The organism is Pseudomonas sp. LAIL14HWK12:I1, assembly GCF_003202095.1.
GTDB lineage: Bacteria > Pseudomonadota > Gammaproteobacteria > Pseudomonadales > Pseudomonadaceae > Aquipseudomonas > Aquipseudomonas monteilii.
This window is the reverse complement of record NZ_QJKG01000001.1, coordinates 302,643-323,087: the sequence shown is the minus strand read 5'-3', so window position 1 is coordinate 323,087 and position 20,445 is coordinate 302,643. Positions and strand designations below refer to the sequence as shown.

The 20,445-nt window shown below is 63.7% G+C and carries 13 protein-coding genes; 5 read left to right on the top strand and 8 right to left on the bottom strand.

The annotated features are described in order from the left end of the window. Positions 1-80 precede the first annotated feature (80 nt). A complete protein-coding gene (locus D906_RS01540) occupies positions 81-788 on the top strand; it encodes a S24 family peptidase (protein ID WP_033693091.1) in 708 nt (235 codons plus the stop codon). A 33-nt stretch (positions 789-821) separates the two neighbouring features. Here the strand turns inward: D906_RS01540 and D906_RS01535 are convergent, their stop codons facing one another. Genes D906_RS01535 through D906_RS01520 form a run of 4 tightly spaced genes read right to left on the bottom strand, consistent with a single transcriptional unit; the run spans position 822 to position 6,380 of the window. Beyond that, positions 822-2,774, bottom strand: a complete 1,953-nt coding sequence (locus D906_RS01535; protein WP_097156127.1) for an acetyl/propionyl/methylcrotonyl-CoA carboxylase subunit alpha — start codon at positions 2,772-2,774, stop codon at positions 822-824. After that, positions 2,771-3,586: a gamma-carboxygeranoyl-CoA hydratase gene (locus D906_RS01530; RefSeq protein WP_027615041.1), complete on the bottom strand. Its 816-nt coding sequence runs from the start codon at positions 3,584-3,586 to the stop codon at positions 2,771-2,773. Before D906_RS01530 ends, D906_RS01535 begins: the two co-directional genes overlap by 4 nt. 3 nt (positions 3,587-3,589) lie before the next feature. After that, positions 3,590-5,197 carry a carboxyl transferase domain-containing protein gene (locus D906_RS01525; protein ID WP_016711545.1) on the bottom strand — a complete coding sequence of 536 codons (1,608 nt, stop codon included), beginning with the start codon at positions 5,195-5,197 and terminating at the stop codon, positions 3,590-3,592. A 19-nt stretch (positions 5,198-5,216) separates the two neighbouring features. Further along, positions 5,217-6,380 (bottom strand): isovaleryl-CoA dehydrogenase, encoded by a 1,164-nt coding sequence (locus tag D906_RS01520; RefSeq protein WP_016711544.1) that lies wholly within the window; start codon positions 6,378-6,380, stop codon positions 5,217-5,219. Positions 6,381-6,702: 322 nt separating this feature from the next. Between D906_RS01520 and D906_RS01510 the strand changes: the two genes are divergently transcribed. Continuing rightward, entirely contained in the window at positions 6,703-8,385 is a 1,683-nt protein-coding gene (locus D906_RS01510) for an AMP-binding protein (protein ID WP_025753427.1), read from the top strand. Between the two features lie 78 nt (positions 8,386-8,463). Here the strand turns inward: D906_RS01510 and D906_RS26575 are convergent, their stop codons facing one another. Continuing rightward, positions 8,464-8,625, bottom strand: a complete 162-nt coding sequence (locus tag D906_RS26575) for a hypothetical protein (RefSeq protein ID WP_176431001.1) — start codon at positions 8,623-8,625, stop codon at positions 8,464-8,466. 139 nt (positions 8,626-8,764) lie between these two features. Here D906_RS26575 and D906_RS01505 point away from each other — a divergent pair, with 139 nt between their 5' ends. The 3 genes from D906_RS01505 (at position 8,765) to glgB (ending at position 16,373) form a co-directional block, all read left to right on the top strand. Further along, positions 8,765-10,783, top strand: a complete 2,019-nt coding sequence (locus D906_RS01505; RefSeq protein WP_025753429.1) for an alpha-1,4-glucan--maltose-1-phosphate maltosyltransferase — start codon at positions 8,765-8,767, stop codon at positions 10,781-10,783. Positions 10,784-10,845: 62 nt separating this feature from the next. Continuing rightward, positions 10,846-14,166 (top strand): maltose alpha-D-glucosyltransferase, encoded by a 3,321-nt coding sequence (gene treS, locus D906_RS01500; RefSeq protein ID WP_027608779.1) that lies wholly within the window; start codon positions 10,846-10,848, stop codon positions 14,164-14,166. Then, entirely contained in the window at positions 14,163-16,373 is a 2,211-nt protein-coding gene (glgB, locus tag D906_RS01495; RefSeq protein ID WP_027615040.1) for a 1,4-alpha-glucan branching protein GlgB, read from the top strand. The genes treS and glgB overlap by 4 nt, the downstream gene beginning before the upstream one ends. 55 nt (positions 16,374-16,428) lie before the next feature. On the opposite strand, the gene D906_RS01490 is transcribed toward glgB, so the two are convergent. The 3 genes from D906_RS01490 to D906_RS01480 all read right to left on the bottom strand — a co-directional run bounded on the left by D906_RS01490 (position 16,429) and on the right by D906_RS01480 (position 20,439). Next, positions 16,429-17,505 (bottom strand): autotransporter outer membrane beta-barrel domain-containing protein, encoded by a 1,077-nt coding sequence (locus tag D906_RS01490; RefSeq protein WP_019096700.1) that lies wholly within the window; start codon positions 17,503-17,505, stop codon positions 16,429-16,431. Positions 17,506-17,851: 346 nt separating this feature from the next. Then, positions 17,852-20,005, bottom strand: a complete 2,154-nt coding sequence (gene glgX, locus D906_RS01485; RefSeq protein WP_019096701.1) for a glycogen debranching protein GlgX — start codon at positions 20,003-20,005, stop codon at positions 17,852-17,854. A 152-nt stretch (positions 20,006-20,157) separates the two neighbouring features. Continuing rightward, positions 20,158-20,439: a DUF2934 domain-containing protein gene (locus tag D906_RS01480; RefSeq protein WP_371059035.1), complete on the bottom strand. Its 282-nt coding sequence runs from the start codon at positions 20,437-20,439 to the stop codon at positions 20,158-20,160. Positions 20,440-20,445 lie beyond the last annotated feature (6 nt).

The following is a 20,445-nucleotide window of genomic DNA, read 5'->3' as shown; positions in this document are numbered from 1 at the left end:
CCTGCTAGAGCCAGTAAGTAAAGGGTGAACCCGATACTAATACCTAGAGTATTTTTATGCGTTGAGATAAATAATACTGAATGTTTATTGAGCGCCTGAAGGCAGTCCGTATCGTGCCAGCGATGAATATGGATAAATGGATTGCCCTCGTCCGCGACCGGATGGAGGAGCTAGGGCTCACCCAGGAGCAGCTTGCCGAGCGCGTTGGTGTGTCTCAAGGCAGTGTGGGGCATTGGGTGAACAAGCGGCGTCAGCCGAAGATCGAGTCGATGAACCGCACGTTTGTCGAAATTGGCATGCCCCATTACAACGTCAGTCTGCAGCTGCGCATTCAGGGCCAGGTTGGCGAGGAGCGTGGCGCCTACGGGGTGGATGATGCCGAGGACGACCTGGACCTCATGCAGTACATCGTGTGTTTTCGCTACCCGGTCAAGGACTGGAGTGAGTTGGGTGCTACAGATGCTGAGGAGCCCACCGTGTTCGAACAGACGGATTACCTGGCCCAAGGCAAAGCATTCTGGCTGACAGTTGAGAATGACGCGATGAGCGCCGTCAGTGGTCGCAGTGTGCCACAGGGCATGCGGATGCTGGTTGATCCTGGGGTGGAGGTTGAGGCGGGGCGTTTGGTTATCGCTCGTCAGCCGGGCAAACCCGCGATTTTTCGCGAGTTGGCTGAGGACGGCGGGCAGCGGTACCTGAAGGCCCTCAATAACAACTACCCGACGCTGCTCTGTGAAGAAGGTTGCGAGTTTCTCGGAGTGGTCGTGCGAGTGCACGGTGCCTTCTAGAATGAAGGGGCTGCAAAGCAGCCCCCGCTGACCTCACTCTGTCAGCTCGACCAGCACCGTCCCTTCGCTGACCATATCCCCTTCCTGGCAGAACAACGCGTTCACCGTCCCGCCATGCGGCGCACGAATGCTGTGCTCCATCTTCATGGCTTCCAGCACCACCAGCGCGGCACCTGCTTCCACCACTTGCCCCGGCTCGACCAGTACCCGCACGATGCTGCCGTTCATGGGCGCGCCCAAGCCGCCCTGATGGCTGTGGCTGGCCTCGGCTTCGGCAATCGGGTCGAAGGCCTCAATGGCGTGCATCTCGCCATCCCAGTGCAGGTAAAGCGTGCCACCCCGGCGGATCGCCAGGTGCTGGCGGCGCACACCGGCCTGGTCATGCACCAGCTGTTCGCCCACCAGCTGGTAGGTGGACGTAGCGCTGCGCTCCAGGGCAACCGCCTGGTCCTGCCCGCTGCTTACCAAGTGCAGGCTGGTGCGTGCCGGCAGGCCCAAGCGCAAGCCGTTGCGCTCACCCCACGGCGAACGGCGGTCGTCCTCACGCTGATGCCCGGCCTGGCATTGCAGCCAGGCTTCGGCTGCTGCCTCCCAGAAGCTGGCCGGCAGTGCGTTTGGCGCTGGTAGCAACACCTCCTGGTGACGCGGAATGAAGCCGGTATCCAACTCAGCGTCAGCAAATGCCGGGTGGGCCAGAATGCGGCGCAGGAAGGCGATGTTGGTTTTCAGCCCGCCAATGGCGAACTCGTCGAGCATGGCCAGCAAGCGCAGGCTGGCCTGTTCGCGGTCCTCGCCCCAGGCGATCAGCTTGCCCAGCATCGGGTCGTAGAACGGCGACACCACGTCACCTTCACTGACCCCACTGTCCACCCGCCGGCCTTCACCCGGCGCCGACTCACGGTACAGCGCCAGCTTGCCGGTCGCCGGCAGGAATTCGTTGGCCGGGTCTTCGGCATACAAGCGCACTTCGATGGCGTGGCCGATCAGCGGCACCTGTTCCTGGGTAATCGGCAACGCCTCACCGCAGGCCACGCGAATCTGCCAGGCCACCAGGTCCAGGCCGGTGATGGCCTCGGTGACCGGGTGTTCTACCTGCAGGCGGGTGTTCATCTCCATGAAGAAGAACTCACCGCGAGCGTCGAGCAGAAACTCTACGGTACCGGCTCCTACATAGCCGATGGCCTGGGCTGCGCGTACTGCCGCCTCACCCATGGCCCGGCGCAGTTCAGGTGACAGGCCGGGAGCAGGGGCTTCTTCGACCACTTTCTGGTGGCGGCGCTGAATGGAGCAGTCGCGTTCGTTGAGGTACAGGCAGTTGCCGTGCTGGTCGGCGAACACCTGGATCTCTACGTGGCGAGGCTTGAGCACGTACTTTTCAACCAGCATGCGCGCATCGCCGAACGACGACTGTGCTTCACGCTGGGCAGAAGCCAGGGCGTCGGCGAGCTGGCTTTCTTCCTCGACCACTTTCATGCCCTTGCCGCCGCCGCCGGCACTGGCCTTGAGCAGCACCGGGTAGCCAATGCGTTCGGCAGCGGCGCGGAAGGTGTCCAAGTCCTGCGCTTCACCGTGGTAGCCCGGCACCAGCGGCACCCCGGCAGCCTCCATCAGCGCCTTGGCTGCCGACTTGCTGCCCATGGCATCGATGGCGCTGGCCGGTGGGCCAAGGAAGATCAGCCCGGCCTGTTCGATGGCGCGTGCGAAGCCTGCGTTCTCGGACAGGAAGCCATAGCCCGGGTGGATGGCCTGGGCGCCACTGGCCTTGGCGGCGGCCAACAGTTTTTCGACCAGCAGGTAGCTTTCGGCGGCCTTGGTGCCGCCCAGGTCAACGCGGATATCCGCTTCGCGGCTGTGCCGTGCGTCACGGTCGGTGGCGCTGTGCACGGCGACGGTGGTCAGGCCCATGGCCTTGGCGGTACGCATTACCCGGCAGGCGATTTCGCCGCGGTTGGCGACCAGCAGGGTGGTCAAAACGGGGCGGCTCATGGGCGCGGCTCCTTCTTGTCATCGGTTTGCCAGGCGGGGCGGCGTTTTTCCAGGAAGGCGCGCAGGCCTTCCTGGCCTTCGGCGCTGACGCGGATGCGGGCGATGGTGTTCTCGCAGTAGCGACGCAGGGCCGGGCTGAGTTCGCCGTCGTCCACTTCGCGCAGCAGGTCCTTGGTGGCGCGCAACGCCTGCGGGCTGTTCTGCAGCAGGTTGGTTACCCAGGACTCGACCTGAGCGTCCAGTTCGCTGGCCGGATACACCTCCGCCAACAAGCCCAGCTCGCGGGCCCGCACGCCATTGAAACGCTCGGCAGTGAGGGCATAGCGGCGTGTCGCGCGTTCCCCCATCGCCTTGACCACGAACGGGCTGATGACCGCCGGGGCCAGGCCGATACGTACTTCCGACAGGCACAGCTGGGCGTCTTCGGCGCCAATGGCCATGTCGCAGCAACTGATCAGGCCCAGCGCGCCGCCAAAGGCTGCACCTTGCACCACGGCCAGGGTAGGGGCCTTGAGGCGGTGCAGGGCGTACATCAGTTCGCCCAGTTCGTGGGCATCATCCAGGTTGGTGTTGAAATCCAGCTGCGCCGATTGCTGCATCCAGTCCAGGTCGGCGCCGGCGCTGAAGTGCCGGCCACGGCCGCGCAGCAGCACGAAACGCAGGCTGGCGTCTTCGGCCAACTGGTCGATGGCCACGATCAGCTCGCGGATCATCTGCGCATTGAAGGCGTTGTTCTTGTCCTCGCGGCTCAGCCACAGGGTGGCGAAACCGCGTGGGTCGCGGATCACTTCGAGGGTGCTGAAATCGCTCATGGGTCACATCCGGAAAATGCCGAAGCGGCTCTGTTCGATCGGCGCGTTCAGCGCGGCAGACAACGCCAGGCCAAGCACGTCGCGGGTTTGTGCCGGGTCGATGACGCCGTCGTCCCACAGGCGAGCGCTGGAGTAGTAGGGGTGGCCCTGGTGCTCGTACTGGTCGAGGATCGGCTGCTTGAGCCTGGCCTCGTCCTCGGCACTGAACGGCTGGCCGCTACGCTCACTTTGCTCGCGCTTGACCTGGGCCAGCACGCCTGCGGCCTGTTCGGCGCCCATCACGCCAATGCGTGCGTTGGGCCACATCCACAGGAAACGCGGGTCGTAGGCGCGGCCACACATGCCATAGTTGCCGGCACCGAAGCTGCCGCCGATGATGACCGTGAACTTGGGCACCTGGGCGCAGGCCACGGCGGTCACCAACTTGGCACCGTGCTTGGCGATGCCGCCTTCTTCGTACTTCTTGCCGACCATGAAGCCGGTGATGTTTTGCAGGAACAGCAGCGGGATGCCGCGCTGGCAGGCCAGTTCGATGAAGTGCGCGCCTTTTTGCGCGGCTTCGGCGAACAGGATGCCATTGTTGGCCAAAATCGCCACCGGGTAGCCATGCAGGTGGGCGAAACCGCACACCAGGGTGGTGCCGAACAGCGCCTTGAACTCATCGAACACCGAGCCATCGACCAGCCGAGCGATCACCTCACGTACATCGAACGGCTGCTTGGCATCGGCCGGCACCACGCCATACAGCTCGTCGGCCGCATACAGCGGCGCCACCGGGGCCAGGCGCTGCAGCTTGCCCAGCTTGTGCCAGTTGAGGTTGGCCACGCTGCGCCGGGCGATCGCCAGGGCGTGTTCGTCGTTGTCGGCATAGTGGTCGGCCACGCCGCTGGTGCGGCAGTGCACATCGGCGCCGCCGAGGTCTTCGGCGCTGACCACCTCACCGGTGGCGGCTTTTACCAGCGGTGGGCCGGCGAGGAAGATCGTTGCCTGTTGGCGTACCATGATCGCTTCGTCGGCCATGGCCGGCACATACGCACCGCCAGCGGTACACGAACCCATCACCACGGCGATCTGCGGGATGCCCTGCGCGCTCATGTTGGCCTGGTTGAAGAAGATCCGGCCGAAGTGCTCGCGGTCCGGGAATACTTCGTCCTGGCGCGGCAGGTTGGCGCCGCCCGAGTCCACCAGGTAAATGCATGGCAGACGGTTTTGCAGGGCGATGGCCTGCGCGCGCAGGTGCTTTTTCACCGTCAGCGGGTAGTACGAACCGCCCTTCACCGTGGCGTCGTTGGCCACGATCATGCATTCCACGCCTTCGACGCGGCCGATACCCGCAATCACGCCCGCAGCCGGCACGTCTTCGCCGTACACCTCATGGGCTGCCAGCTGGCCGATTTCGAGGAACGGCGAGCCTGGGTCCAGCAGGCGATCGATACGCTCGCGTGGCAGCAATTTGCCGCGTGAAGTGTGCCGCTCCTGGGCTTTGGGCCCGCCGCCCTGGGCCACCTGGGCAAGCAGGCCGCGCAGGGCCTGGACCTGTTCAAGCATGGCCGCGCTGTTGCCGGCGAACTCCGCCGAACGCGGGTTGATCTGGGTGTGCAAGGTAGCCATGTGCGCCCGTCCTTTATGTTCAGCGGGTTTCGTTGAACAGTTCGCGGCCGATCAGCATCCGGCGGATTTCGCTGGTGCCGGCACCGATTTCGTACAGCTTGGCGTCGCGCAGCAGGCGGCCGGCCGGGAATTCGTTGATGTATCCGTTGCCGCCGAGAATCTGGATCGCCTCCAGGGCCATTTGCGTGGCGCGTTCGGCGGTGTACAGGATGACCCCGGCGGCGTCCTTGCGGGTTGTCTCGCCACGGTCGCAAGCCTGGGCCACGGCGTACAGGTAGGCACGGCTGGCGTTGAGCTGGGTGTACATGTCGGCAATCTTGCCCTGTATCAGCTGGAACTCGCCGATGCTTTGGCCGAACTGCTTGCGGTCATGAATGTAGGGGACCACCAGGTCCATGCAGCTTTGCATGATGCCGGTCGGGCCGCCGGACAGCACCACGCGCTCGTAGTCCAGACCACTCATCAGCACGCGCACGCCACCGTTGAGCTGGCCGAGAATGTTCTCCTGCGGCACTTCCACACCGTCGAAGAACAGCTCGCAGGTGTTGGAGCCGCGCATGCCCAGTTTGTCGAACTTGTTGCTGCGGCTGAAACCTTTCCAGTCACGTTCGACGATGAAGGCGGTGATGCCGTGCGGGCCTTTGTCCAGGTCGGTCTTGGCATAGATCACGTAGGTGTTGGCGTCGGGGCCGTTGGTGATCCAGGTCTTGCTGCCGTTGAGCACATAATGATCGCCGCGCTTCTCGGCACGCAGCTTCATCGACACGACGTCGGAGCCGGCGTTGGGCTCGCTCATGGCCAGCGCGCCGATGTGCTCGCCGCTGATCAGCTTGGGCAGGTACTTGAGCTTCTGCTCATGGGTGCCGTTGCGGTTGATCTGGTTGACGCACAGGTTGGAATGGGCGCCGTAAGACAGTGCCACCGAGGCTGAGCCACGGCTGATTTCTTCCATCGACACCACGTGGGCCAGGTAGCCCAGGCCAGCGCCGCCGTACTCTTCCGACACGGTGATGCCCAGCAGGCCCATGTCGCCGAACTTGCGCCACATGTCGGCAGGGAACAGGTTGTCGTGGTCGATTTGTGCGGCGCGCGGGGCCAGTTCTGTCGCGACGAAGGCACGGACCTGGTCGCGGAGCATGTCGATGGTTTCGCCCAGGGCGAAGTTCAGGGAGGGGTAATGCATGCTGGGGCACCTTCTTGTTCTTGAAATTGGGTTACACCGTAGCTTGCGGATCCAACCCCCGACCCCTGTGGGAGCGGGCTTGCCCGCGAATGCGTCGGCAGGGTCACCGTCATTGCCTGATCGATCGCATTCGCGGGCAAGCCCGCTCCCACAGAGTTCGGCGCGCTGCCTGCAAGTGGGTGTCGTTCATCACCTTTACGTTAACGTAAACATGCGGAGGGTTGCTGTCAATCCAGTCGTCACCTTTACGTAAACGTAAATCTGCGCCAGAGTATTCCCGCTGCTTCAGCCGTGCCCAGAACAACCACAAGAAGGGACACCCATGAGTCAACCGAGCTATACCCGCGGTCGCCAGGACCAAGCCTTGCTGACCCAGACTATCGGCCAGGCCTTCGATGCCACGGTGGCCCGCTGTACTGACAGCGAGGCGCTGGTGTCGCGTCATCAGGGCTTGCGCTACAGCTGGCGACAGCTGGCCGAGCAGGTCGATACCCATGCCCGCGCCCTGATGGCCCTGGGCGTCAACACCGGGGACCGGGTCGGCATCTGGTCACCTAACTGCGCGCAGTGGTGCGTCCTGCAACTGGCCAGCGCCAAGGTCGGCGCCATTCTCGTCAACATCAACCCCGCCTACCGCGTGGGCGAACTGGAATACGTGTTGCGCCAGTCCGCCTGCCGCTGGCTAGTGTGCGCCGATGCCTTCAAGACCTCCGATTATCACGCCATGGTCCAGGAACTGGCGCCGGAGCTGGCCAGTGCCACGCCAGGCGAACTGGCCTGCGAATGCCTGCCCGAGTTGCGCGGGGTCATCAGTCTGGCGGCCAACCCGCCTGGCGGCTTCCTGCCTTGGCAAGCGCTGGTTGAGAGGGCAGGGCAGACCTCGACAGAGGCCTACACCGCTCGTCAGCAAAGCCTGCAGTGCGACCAGCCGGTGAACATCCAGTACACCTCCGGCACCACCGGCGCGCCCAAGGGCGCCACGCTCAGCCACTACAACATCCTCAACAACGGCTTCATGGTCGGCGAAAGCCTGGGCCTGACCGTGCGCGACCGCATGGTGATCCCGGTGCCGCTGTATCACTGCTTCGGCATGGTCATGGCCAACCTCGGTTGCATCACCCACGGCAGCACCATGATCTACCCCAACGATGCCTTCGACGCCGAACTCACCCTGCGCGCCGTGGCCGAGGAGCGTGCCAGCATCCTGTACGGCGTGCCGACCATGTTCATCGCCATGCTCGATCACCCGGCTCGCCAAGGCATGGACCTGTCGACCCTGCGCAGCGGCATCATGGCCGGCGCCACTTGCCCGATCGAAGTCATGCGCCGGGTCATCGACCAGATGCACATGGCCGAAGTGCAAATTGCCTATGGCATGACCGAAACCAGCCCGGTATCGCTGCAAACCGGCCCCGACGATGAGTTGGAGCTACGCGTGACTACCGTCGGCCGCACCCAGCCGCAGCTAGAGAACAAGCTGGTGGACGCCGACGGCTGCATCGTCCCGCGCGGTGAGATCGGCGAGCTGTGCACCCGTGGTTACAGCGTGATGCTGGGTTACTGGAACAACCCCCAAGCGACGGCGGACGCCATCGACCCGGCGGGGTGGATGCACTCGGGCGACCTGGCGGTGATGGACGCGCACGGTTACGTGCGCATCGTCGGGCGCAACAAGGACATGATCATTCGCGGCGGCGAGAATATTTACCCGCGTGAACTGGAAGAGTTCTTCTACACCCACCCGGCGGTGGCCGATGCGCAGGTGATCGGCATTCCGTGCAGCCGATACGGCGAAGAGATTGTGGCCTGGATCAAGCTGCACCCCGGGCACAGCGCCACCGTGGAGGAGCTGCAGGGCTGGTGCAAGGCACGCATTGCACACTTCAAGGTGCCACGGCATATCCGTTTCGTTGACGAATACCCGATGACGGTGACGGGCAAGGTGCAGAAGTTCCGCATGCGGGAGATCAGTGTGGCGGAGATTTCGGCTGCAACGGCTGGTTGATGCATGGGCTCAACCGGCCTCTTCGCGGCTTTAGCCGCGAAAGGGCCGGCCCTGCCAGCACAAGATAGTGGTCTACCCTTAGGCTTTCACCGGTGGCTCCTGGCTCGGCGGGTCGCCCACCGTCGGTGGCACAGTCGGCTTGATCGGCAGCTCGTCCGGTTCTTCTTCCGGCATGGGCGGCGGCAAGCTGGGGTCGTCGATGTTGGGATCGGGGGTTTCCGGTGGAATGGGAATGTTCATGGCCTGACCTCGCGTGGGTGAATGAAGAGGTGCTGCAGGCTTCGACTTCGCGTAGCTGCCGTTCGCTCAATTTTTTTGAACCCCACGCCTGTGCCCGGCTCTGAACCCTTACCGCCACCAGCCTGAGGGAGCAAGGTCGATGTCACGTAACGAGCCCTTTGAGAGCGTGCCCACGGCGAATGATCATGCGGATCAGGCCATCAGCTTGTCCCAGGCGCTGCTGGCGCCGCGTATCGTGATCGAAGACACCCAACCCGTGCTCGAAGCAGGCACCTTCGCGGCCAAGGCCATCAGCGGCCAGCCGGTGGCGGTCAGCAGCAAAGTCTATTGCGATGGCCACGACCGCCTGGCGGTGATGCTCAACTGGCGCCAGGCCAACAGCCGCCGCTGGCATTGCGTGCCCATGCAGTCACCAGGCAATGACCTTTGGCTGGCCGACTTCACCCCCACCGAGCTGGGCCCCCACCTGTTCAGCATCGAAGCCTGGGTCGACCCCTACGCTACTTACTGCCACGACCTGGAGAAAAAGTACCACGCCGGTGTCGAGGTAACGCTGGAGCTGGAAGAGGGCCGGTTGATGCTGGGCAAAGGCATCGACCTGTGCAACGGTGCCCTGCGGGAAGAACTGCAAGCCACGCAGCAACGCCTAGCCACGCTGGGCGCTGACGACCAGGTGGCGCTGTTCCTCGATCCCACAACGGCACGCCTGATGAGCGAAGCCGAGCACCGCAGCTACCTGGCCCGCAGCCGTGAATTTCCCGTTGATGTCGACCGCCCGGCAGCCCAGTTTGCCAGCTGGTACGAGTTGTTCCCACGCTCGATCACTGACGACCCCAAGCGCCACGGCACGTTCAATGATGTGCACGAACGCCTGCCGATGATCCGCGACATGGGCTTCGACGTGCTGTACTTTCCGCCCATCCACCCCATTGGCATGCAACATCGCAAAGGCCGCAACAACGCACTCACGGCCCAGCCGGGCGACCCGGGCAGCCCTTACGCCATCGGCAGCGCCGAAGGTGGCCATGACGCGATCCACCCGCAACTGGGCAGCCGCGACGACTTCCGCCGCTTGGTGGCTGCGGCGGCCGAGCACGGCCTGGAAATCGCCCTCGACTTCGCCATCCAGTGCTCTCAGGACCACCCTTGGCTCAAGGAGCACCCGGGCTGGTTCAGCTGGCGTCCGGACGGCACCATCCGCTATGCCGAGAACCCGCCGAAAAAGTACCAGGACATCGTCAACGTCGACTTCTACGCCCCCGACGCAGTGCCTGGCCTGTGGCTGGCCCTGCGCGATGTGATCATCGGCTGGGTGGAGGAGGGCGTAAAAACCTTCCGCGTCGACAACCCGCACACCAAACCGCTGCCGTTCTGGCAATGGCTGATTGCCGACGTGCGCGCCCGGCACCCGGACGTGATCTTCCTTGCCGAGGCCTTCACCCGGCCGGCCATGATGGCGCGGCTTGGCAAGGTCGGCTATGCGCAGAGCTATACCTATTTCACCTGGCGTAACACCAAACAGGAGCTGCGCGAATTCTACGAGCAGCTCAACCAGCCGCCGTGGAGCCAGTGCTACCGGCCCAACTTTTTCGTCAACACGCCGGATATCAACCCGTACTTCCTGCATACCTCCGGCCGCGCCGGCTTCCTCATCCGCGCCGCACTGGCCACCATGGGCTCGGGGCTGTGGGGCATGTATTCGGGCTTCGAGCTGTGCGAAGGCACGCCGCTGCCGGGCAAGGAGGAGTACCTGGATTCGGAGAAATACGAAATCCGCCCACGGGACTTCACCCAGCCTGGCAACATCATTGCCGAGATCGCCCAGCTCAACCGCATCCGTCGCCAGAACCCCGCGCTGCAAACCCACCTGGGCGTGGCGTTCTTCAACTGCTGGAACGACAACATCCTGTACTTCGCCAAACGCACGCCCGATCGTGACAACTACATCCTGGTGGCAATCAGCCTCGACCCGCACAACGCCCAAGAGGCGCATTTCGAGCTGCCGCTGTGGGAGCTGGGCCTGGACGACAACGCCGAAACCCATGGCGAAGACCTGATGAACGGCCACCGCTGGTCGTGGTATGGCAAGACCCAGTTCATGCGCATCGAACCCTGGCACCAGCCATTCGGTATCTGGCGTATCGAAAAAGCCTTGTAGGAGCGGCACAAGGCCGCTCCTACAAGGATCGCGAAGAACCTGGAAAATGAAAGGAGTCACCCATGGCCAAGCGTTCCCGCCCGGCAGCCTTCATCGACGACCCGCTGTGGTACAAGGACGCCGTCATCTACCAGCTGCACATCAAGTCGTTCTTCGATTCGAACAACGACGGCATCGGCGACTTCGCGGGCCTGATCAGCAAGCTCGACTACATCGCCGAGCTGGGCGTCAACACCCTGTGGCTGCTGCCGTTCTACCCCTCGCCACGGCGCGACGACGGCTACGACATCGCCGAATACAAGGCCGTGCACCCTGATTACGGCAGCCTGGCAGACGCCCGCCGTTTCATCGCCGAGGCCCACAAGCGCGGCCTGCGGGTGATCACCGAACTGGTCATCAACCACACCAGCGACCAGCACCCGTGGTTCCAGCGTGCCCGCCATGCCAAGCGCGGCAGCAAGGCAAGGGACTTCTACGTGTGGTCGGACGATGACCAGAAATACGACGGCACGCGCATCATCTTTCTCGACACCGAAAAGTCCAACTGGACCTGGGACCCGGTCGCCGGCCAGTACTTCTGGCACCGCTTCTATTCGCACCAGCCCGACCTCAATTTCGACAATCCCCAAGTGCTCAAGGCGGTGATCGGCGTTATGCGTTTCTGGCTCGACCTGGGCGTCGACGGCCTGCGCCTGGATGCCATCCCCTATTTGATCGAACGTGACGGCACCAACAACGAAAACCTCGCCGAAACCCACGATGTCCTGAAGGCCATCCGCGCCGAAATCGACGCCAACTACCCCGACCGCATGCTGCTGGCCGAGGCCAACCAGTGGCCCGAGGACACCCGCCCGTACTTCGGCGAAGGCGAAGGCGACGAGTGCCATATGGCCTTCCATTTCCCGCTGATGCCGCGCATGTACATGGCCCTGGCCATGGAAGATCGTTTTCCGATCACCGACATTCTGCGCCAGACGCCGGAAATCCCCGCCAACTGCCAATGGGCGATCTTCCTGCGCAACCACGATGAGCTGACCCTGGAAATGGTCACCGACCGCGAGCGCGACTACCTGTGGAACTACTACGCCGAAGACCGCCGCGCCCGCATCAACTTAGGCATCCGCCGGCGCCTGGCGCCACTGCTGCAGCGTGACCGCCGGCGTATCGAGCTGCTCACCAGCTTGCTGCTGTCGATGCCCGGTACGCCGACCTTGTACTACGGCGACGAACTGGGCATGGGTGACAACATCTACCTGGGTGATCGCGATGGCGTGCGCACGCCCATGCAATGGTCGCCAGACCGCAACGGCGGCTTTTCGCGCGCCGACCCGCAGCGCCTGGTGTTGCCGCCGATCATGGACCCGCTGTACGGCTACCAGACCGTCAACGTCGAAGCCCAGAGCCACGACCCGCATTCGCTGCTGAACTGGACGCGGCGCATGCTGGCGGTGCGCAAGCAGCAGAAGGCCTTTGGTCGCGGCAGCTTGCGCACGCTCACGCCCAGCAACCGGCGTATCCTCGCCTATATCCGCGAGCACACCGATGCCGATGGCAATACCGAGGTGATCCTGTGCGTGGCCAACGTTTCCCGTGCCGCCCAGGCCGCCGAACTGGAATTGTCACACTACGCCGACAAAGTACCGGTGGAGATGCTCGGCGGCAGCGCCTTCCCGCCGATTGGCCAGTTACCGTTCCTGCTCACCTTGCCACCCTATGCCTTCTACTGGTTCCTGCTGGCCTCGCACGACCGCATGCCCAGCTGGCACGTCCAGGCCACCGAGGGGTTACCCGAATTGACTACGCTAGTGCTGCGCAAACGCATGGAAGAATTGCTGGAAGCTCCGTCAAGCGACACCCTTCAAAACAGCATCCTGCCGCAATACTTGCCAAAACGGCGCTGGTTCGCCGGCAAGGAAGGGCCAATCGACGCAGTCAGGCTGTGCTATGGCGTACGCTTCGGCACCGCCACCACGCCAGTTCTGCTCAGCGAAATCGAAGTGCTCGGCGACGGCACGGCCAATCGGTATCAGCTGCCGTTCGGCCTGTTGCGCGAAGAGGACATCAACACCGCGCTGCCGCAGCAACTGGCCCTGTCGCGGGTGCGCCGCGCCCATCAGGTCGGCCTGATCACCGATGCCTTCGTCCTCGAACCCTTCATCCGCGCCGTGCTGCGCGCCTGCCAGGAGGGCATGCGCCTGCCGTGTGGCAACGGCGAGGGTGAGCTGCGTTTCGAAAGCACGGAGCCGTTGGCAGGCCTGGCGTTGAACGACGAAAGTGCAGTGCGCTACCTCAGCGCCGAACAGTCCAACAGCTCGGTGGTGATCGGCGACCGGGTGGTGCTCAAGCTGATCCGCCGGGTCAACCCGGGTATCCACCCCGAACTGGAAATGAGTGCCTACCTCACCGCTGCCGGCTTTGCCAATATCTCGCCGTTGCTGGCCTGGGTCAGCCGGGTGGACGAACAACATGCGCCCCATTTGCTGATGATTGCCCAGGGCTACCTGAACAACCAGGGCGATGCCTGGGCCTGGACCCAGAACACCCTGGAGCGGGCGATCCGCGACCAGATGGAGCCCACCGCCAATGATGCCGAGCCGCACACCGACGCGCTCGCCGAACTCAGCGGTTTCGCGGCCTTGCTTGGCCAGCGCCTGGGTGAAATGCATCTGCTGTTGGCGGCACCCTCTGACGATGAGGCGTTCCGCACGCGCCCCAGCGATGCCAGCGACAGCCAGCACTGGGCCACCCAGATCAGCGCCGAACTGACCCGTGCCCTCGACTTGTTGGCCCAGCATCGCGACAACCTTGACAGCGACAGCCAGGCCTTGGTCGACGACCTGCAGCAACAACGCGACGGCCTTGCCGAACACATTAGCCAGCTGGCCGTGCAGGCCCAGGGTGGCCTGCTGATGCGCGTGCACGGCGACCTGCACCTGGGCCAGGTGCTGGTGGTGCAGGGCGATGCCTACCTGATCGATTTCGAAGGCGAACCGGCCCGGCCGCTGGAGGCGCGACGGGCAAAACACAGCCCGTACAAGGATGTGAGCGGCGTGCTGCGATCCTTCGACTATGCTGCTGCCATGATCTTGCGCAGCGCGTCTGCGGTAGACCTTTCCGGCCCGGCGCGCCAGGCGCGTCAGCGGGTTGCCCGGCAGTACCTGCATCAGTCGCGCCACGCCTTCGTCGAAGCCTATGGCCTGGCCACCGCCGCCATGCCCCATGCCTGGCAACAGACCCAGGGCGAGCGCGCCGCACTGGAACTGTTCTGCCTGGAAAAAGCCGCCTACGAAATTACATACGAAGCCGAGAACCGTCCAAGCTGGCTGGCCGTGCCTTTGCATGGCCTGCATGGACTGATCAGTACCTGGGGAGAGTCAGAATGAACGTTACAACGCGTGAAAACGGTGGCCTTCGGCAACGGGACCTCGACGCCCTGGCCCGCGCCGAACACGCCGATCCATTTGCGGTACTCGGCCCCCATGGCGACGGCGCGGGCGGGCAGGTTGTTCGCGCCTTTCTGCCCAATGCCCTGAATGTGCGCATCCTGGCGCGGCATGACGGGCGCATTCTCGCCGAAATGGAGCAGGGTAGCCTGCCCGGGTTGTTCAGCGCGCACCTTGATGAGGCACAGCCCTACCTGTTGCACATCGGCTGGGCCGGCGGCGAGCAGGTGACTGAAGACCCCTACAGCTTTGGCCCACAGCTTGGCGACATGGACCTGTACCTGTTCGCCGAGGGCAACCACCGCGATTTGGCCGGGCGTTTCGGCGCCCAGCCGATCCAGGTCGAGGGCATCGACGGCGTGTGCTTCTCGGTGTGGGCGCCCAATGCCCGCAGGGTGTCGGTCGTCGGTGATTTCAACAATTGGGACGGCCGCCGCCACCCCATGCGCCTGCGCCACAGCGCCGGGGTGTGGGAGCTGTTCGTGCCGCGCCTGGGCGTGGGCGAAACCTACAAGTTCGAGGTGCTGGGCAAGGAGGGGATTCTGCCGCTGAAGGCGGACCCGCTGGCCCGCGCCACCGAATTGCCGCCGAGCACCGCGTCCAAGGTTGCCCATGCGCTGAGCCACGACTGGCAGGACCACGACTGGATGGCACAGCGCGCGCAGCGCCATACCTACAACGCGCCGCTGTCGATCTACGAGCTGCACCCCGGGTCGTGGCGCTGCGAGCTCGATGAAGCGGGCGAAGTCGGGCGCTATTACAACTGGCGCGAACTGGCCGAGCGCCTGGTGCCTTACGTGCAGCAACTGGGCTTCACCCACATCGAACTGCTGCCGATCATGGAGCACCCGTTCGGCGGCTCCTGGGGCTACCAGCCGCTGTCGATGTTCGCGCCTACTTCTCGCTACGGCAGTGCCGAGGACTTCGCCGCCTTCGTCGATGCCTGCCACCAGGGCGGCATTGGCGTGCTGCTGGACTGGGTGCCCGCGCATTTCCCCACCGATGAACACGGCCTGGCGCGCTTCGACGGCACCGCCCTGTACGAATACGACAACCCCCTGGAAGGCTACCACCAGGACTGGAACACCCTGATCTACAACCTGGGCCGCAACGAAGTGCGCGGCTTTATGATGGCCTCGGCCCTGCACTGGTTGAAGCACTTCCACATCGACGGCCTGCGGGTCGATGCGGTGGCTTCCATGTTGTACCGCGATTACTCGCGCAAGGCCGGCGAGTGGGTGCCCAACCGCTACGGCGGGCGCGAGAACCTGGAAGCCATCGACTTCATCCGCCACCTCAACGGCGTGGCTGCCCACGAGGCCCCGGGCGCGCTCATCATCGCCGAGGAATCCACCGCCTGGCCTGGTGTCAGCCAGCCGACCCAGCAAGGCGGGCTGGGCTTTGCCTACAAGTGGAACATGGGCTGGATGCACGACACCCTGCATTACATCCAGAACGACCCGGTGCACCGCACCTACCACCACAACGAGATGAGCTTCGGGCTGATCTATGCCTACTCCGAGCACTTCATCCTGCCCATCTCCCACGACGAAGTGGTGCATGGCAAGCATTCGCTGATCGACAAGATGCCCGGCGACCGCTGGCAGAAGTTCGCCAACCTGCGTGCCTACCTCACCTTCATGTGGGCGCACCCGGGCAAGAAGCTGCTGTTCATGGGCTGCGAGTTCGGCCAGTGGCGTGAGTGGAACCATGACAGCGAACTGGACTGGTATCTGTTGCAGTACCCCGAGCACCAAGGTGTGCAGCGGCTGGTAAGCGATCTGAACCGGCTGTACCGCGAGGTGCCCGCACTGCATGAGCAGGACTGTCAGTCGCAGGGCTTCCAGTGGTTGATCGGTGATGATGCGCAGAACAGCGTGTACGCCTGGCTGCGCTGGAGCAGCAGTGGCGAGCCGGTGCTGGTGGTGGCCAACTTCACCCCGGTGCCGCGTGAGGGGTATCGGATTGGCGTGCCGTTTGGCGAGCGTTGGCAGGAGTTGTTGAACAGTGATGCCGAGCTGTATGCCGGGTCGAATGTGGGCAATCTGGGGGCGGTGGCCAGTGATGAGGTGGCTAGCCATGGGCAGCCATTGTCATTGGCTCTCAACTTGCCGCCGCTCGGGGTATTGGTAATGAAGCCCGCTTGATCTGTCGTTGGTACTGGCCCTTTCGCAGGCATGCCCGCGAAAGGGCCGGGCCTGCCTACCACCGCATCCGCACCCCAAGGCTACCAATCAACCCGTTCAGGTCATTGTCATCCACATCGCTGCTGTAATCTGCACTCACAAACAAGGCCACCGAAGGCGTCACCCGCGCCACCAGCCCCAACCCCAATTCCACCGTGGTCGAGTAGCGCGAGCTGGAGATCTTGTCGACCTGGTCCAGCTTCACCTCGTCGGCATTGCTGAAGTCATACCACACGTTGGTCCGCACATAGGGTTCGATCGGCATGCCGCGCACTTCGTAACGCCCGGACAATTTCGCACCCACCCGGCCACTCCAGCTCGGCTGGCTGTCAAAGGCCTGCAGGGTTTCTTCCTGCACCTGGTTCCCGGGGAAGAACTGTTGGTTGATCAACTGTGCCTGGGGTTCGATCACCCAGTTGCCGCCCAGGCGAATCGGGTAACCACCTTCCACCGAAAAGGTCATCGCGTGGCCGTTGTCGTCCACGCGCTGGCCGTTTTCGCCACGCCCCAGCACATCGATGCGCGAGCCCATGGCCACGGCGTCCAGGTGCCAGCCCTGTTCATGGGTCATGCTCCAGTAAACGCCCAGGCTTTCCCCGCTCAGGTTCACCGCATTGCGCTGCTTGTCGCCCAACAGTGGGCGCATGCCGTTGAAGCTGCTTTGCAGGTTGTTGTGCCCCACGAAAATCCCTGCGCGGTGCACATTACCCGCAGCCGTTTCACGCACGAACAGGTCCGGGCCGATCATCAGTTGCTGGCTGGGCGCCTCAAGCTGCTCCGGGGGTTGTGCGCCGTTGCGCGAGGTGCTCGGGAAAAACTGCGCCCACTGGCTGGCAACCAGGTCCGGTGCCGCCTGCCCGTGGCGTTCGCTCATCTTCTGTGAAAAGGCATTCAGCGTGCCGATGCTCAGGCCACTGGCGCTGACCGGGTCAAGCGACAGCTGCGGCACCGCAGCCTGCTGCAAAAAGCCGGGCGAGGTGGGGTCTCCCTGCAATTCGTACGCGAACGTTTCCACCGGGGTTGCCAGAAGCAGCGACGTGGAAACCGCGTAGAAAATGCTGTCGAAGCGCAAGGGGTTCGAGGTGCATTTCATGGCGGATCTCCTTTGTTTTTGAGAGTTACAGCCCGAGGACCTGGCCTGTTGTCACGAGCTGTACGGCAAAAACAGGGGGCGACCCAAACCAGCACGCCAGCCTTCGCAAGCGCGCACAAAGGCGCGAGCTAGAGGCCCGGCGCGAGATCTTTACTGCTAGATAATCTTCAGCTAAGGAGACGACGCCGCTTGCGTCAAGAAAGCGTGAAAGAACTGTTCACGCTTCGTGGTTGGGCTCAAGCCCTTGATTTTTTGAGCAAAGAAGTAGGGCATAGCCGGGTTAGCTATTTGCCGCGCCCCGGCTATGACGAATGATTGCTAGCGCTCACCTGCACTGCCAGGTGATTCAGTCTTCCTCGTGCTGCAACACCATCAGCAGCATCGACCGCCCTTTGACCTCGAACGTGCTGTCGAACTGCAAGTGCTGCCCCTTGCGCAGCTCCGGCCGGTCGGTATCGACCAGGCAGCTCCAGTATTCGCCCTCGGGCACTGCCGGCAACTTGAACGGCACGATGTCATGGTGAGCATTGACGATCAGCAATACCGTGGCCTCGGCACCGGGCCGGGCAATACCGCTGACCTGCGCACGGCCGTCGATGAGCATGCCCAGGCAACGCCCGTGCGGATCTTCCCACTGCTCCACGCTCATTTCGCTGCCATCGGGCGCCAGCCAAGTCACGTCCTTGACCCCGATGGCCTCATTGTAGTCGCCTACCAGAAAGCGCGAGCGGCGCAGCACCGGGTAGGCCAGGCGCAGGCGGGTGAGGCGTTTGACGAAGGCCAGCAGCTCCTCGCCGTCCTGGTCCAGGTCCCAGTTCACCCAGCCGATCTCGCTGTCCTGGCAGTAGGCGTTGTTGTTGCCGTGCTGGGTACGGCTGAACTCGTCGCCGGCAACGATCATCGGCGTGCCTTGGGCCAGCAGCAAGGTGGCGAAGTAGTTGCGCATCTGGCGCATGCGCAAGGCATTGATGCCCGGGTCGTCGGTCGGCCCTTCCACGCCGCAGTTCCACGACAGGTTGTTGTCGGTGCCGTCCTGATTGTTCTCGTCGTTGTCTTCGTTGTGCTTGTGGTTGTACGACACCAGGTCGCGCAGGGTGAAACCATCGTGGGCGGTGACGAAGTTGACCGAGGCATACGGGCGCCGGCCACGGTTGTTGAACATATCGCCCGAGGCGGTCATGCGCGAGGCAAAGTCGGCCAGCTGGCCTTCGTCGCCTTTCCAGAACGCCCGCACGGTGTCGCGGAAGCGGTCGTTCCATTCGGCCCAGCCCGGAGCGAAATTGCCCACCTGATAGCCGCCGGGGCCGCAGTCCCAAGGTTCGGCAATCAGCTTGACCTGGCTCAGCATCGGGTCTTGTCGGCAGGCAACGAGGAAACCGTGGCGCTCGCTGTACCCTTCGCGGTAACGGCCCAGGATGGTTGCCAGGTCGAAGCGGAAGCCATCCACATGCATTTCGCCGGCCCAGTAGCGCAGCGAGTCGGTGACCAGTTGCAACACGCAGGGGTGGCTCAGGTCCAGGGTGTTGCCGGTGCCGGAATCGTTGATGTAGTAGCGCTTGTCGTCCGGCATCAGGCGGTAGTACGAGGCGTTGTCGATGCCGCGCATCGACAGGGTGGGGCCACGCTCGTTACCTTCGGCGGTGTGGTTGTAGACCACGTCCAGAATCACCTCCAGCCCGGCGTCGTGCAGGTGCGCGACCATTTCCTTGAACTCGGCGATCTTGCCGCTGGCCAGGTAGCGCGGGTGGGGGGCGAAGAAGGCGATGCTGTTGTAGCCCCAGTAGTTGTTCAGGCCTTTGTCCAGCAGGTGCTGGTCGTTGACGAAGGCGTGGATTGGCAGCAACTCGATGCTGGAAACGCCCAGTTCCTTGATGTGCTTGAGCAACTCGTCATTGGCCAGGCCAGCAAAGGTGCCACGTAGCTCTTCCGGTACGGCCGGGTGGCGCATGCTGATGCCGCGGGTGTGCGCTTCGTAGATGATGGTGCGTTCCCAGGGGATGAGCACGCGCTGGTCGCGGCCCCAGGTGAACGCGGGGTCGATCACCTTGCATTTGGGCACGAAGGGCGCGCTGTCGCGTTCGTCGAACGACAGGTCGCCGTCGGGGTGGCCGATGGTGTAGCCGAACAGCGCCTCGGACCATTTCAGGCTGCCGACCAGCTGCTTGGCGTAGGGGTCGATCAGCAGTTTGTTGGGGTTGAAGCGGTGGCCGTTCTCTGGCTCGTAGGGGCCGTATACCCGGTAGCCATACACAAGCCCGGGGTGAGCGTCGGGCAAGTAGCCGTGGTAGATCTCGTCAGTGTACTCGGGCAGTTCAATGCGCTCGATTTCCTGTTCGCCGGTGGAGTCGAACAGGCACAGCTCGACCTTGGTGGCGTTGGCCGAGAACAGGGCGAAATTCACCCCAAGGCCATCCCAGGTGGCGCCAAGGGGGAAGGGCAGGCCTTCGCGGATGCGCGATGGGGCAACTGAGCGGGTTTTCTTTGGGGTGCGAGGGCTCATGGCAATCCTCAGGGGCCTTGGTGGAAGGGGAATTGTTTAGTCCTGCACCGGCCTCTTCGCGGGCTTGCCCGCTCCCACAGTACCTCCACAGCGCAGGAGGTTGATGCTGTACGTGTGGGAGCGGGCGAGCCCGCGAGGAGGCCGGTGCAGGCTTAACCGGCAGCCGGTTTTTTCGCCGCCCGGGGCTTTTTCGCCGCAGCGGGTTTGACGCCCGGAAGGGCAGCTACCTTGGGGTCGGCAGGCGCTTTGGGCTCAGCTGCTACCTTGGGCTTGGCCGGCGCCCGCTTGCGCGGCTCCGCCTTCGGTGCCAGGGCCTCAGCCTCGGCTAGCTTGCGGGCCATGTCCCAGTGGCGCTCTTCCTCGCCTACAGGCTTACCCTCGGACTCCCAGATCTGGTAGGCGAATTCGCGAATACGTTTTTCATCGACACTCATCATGAC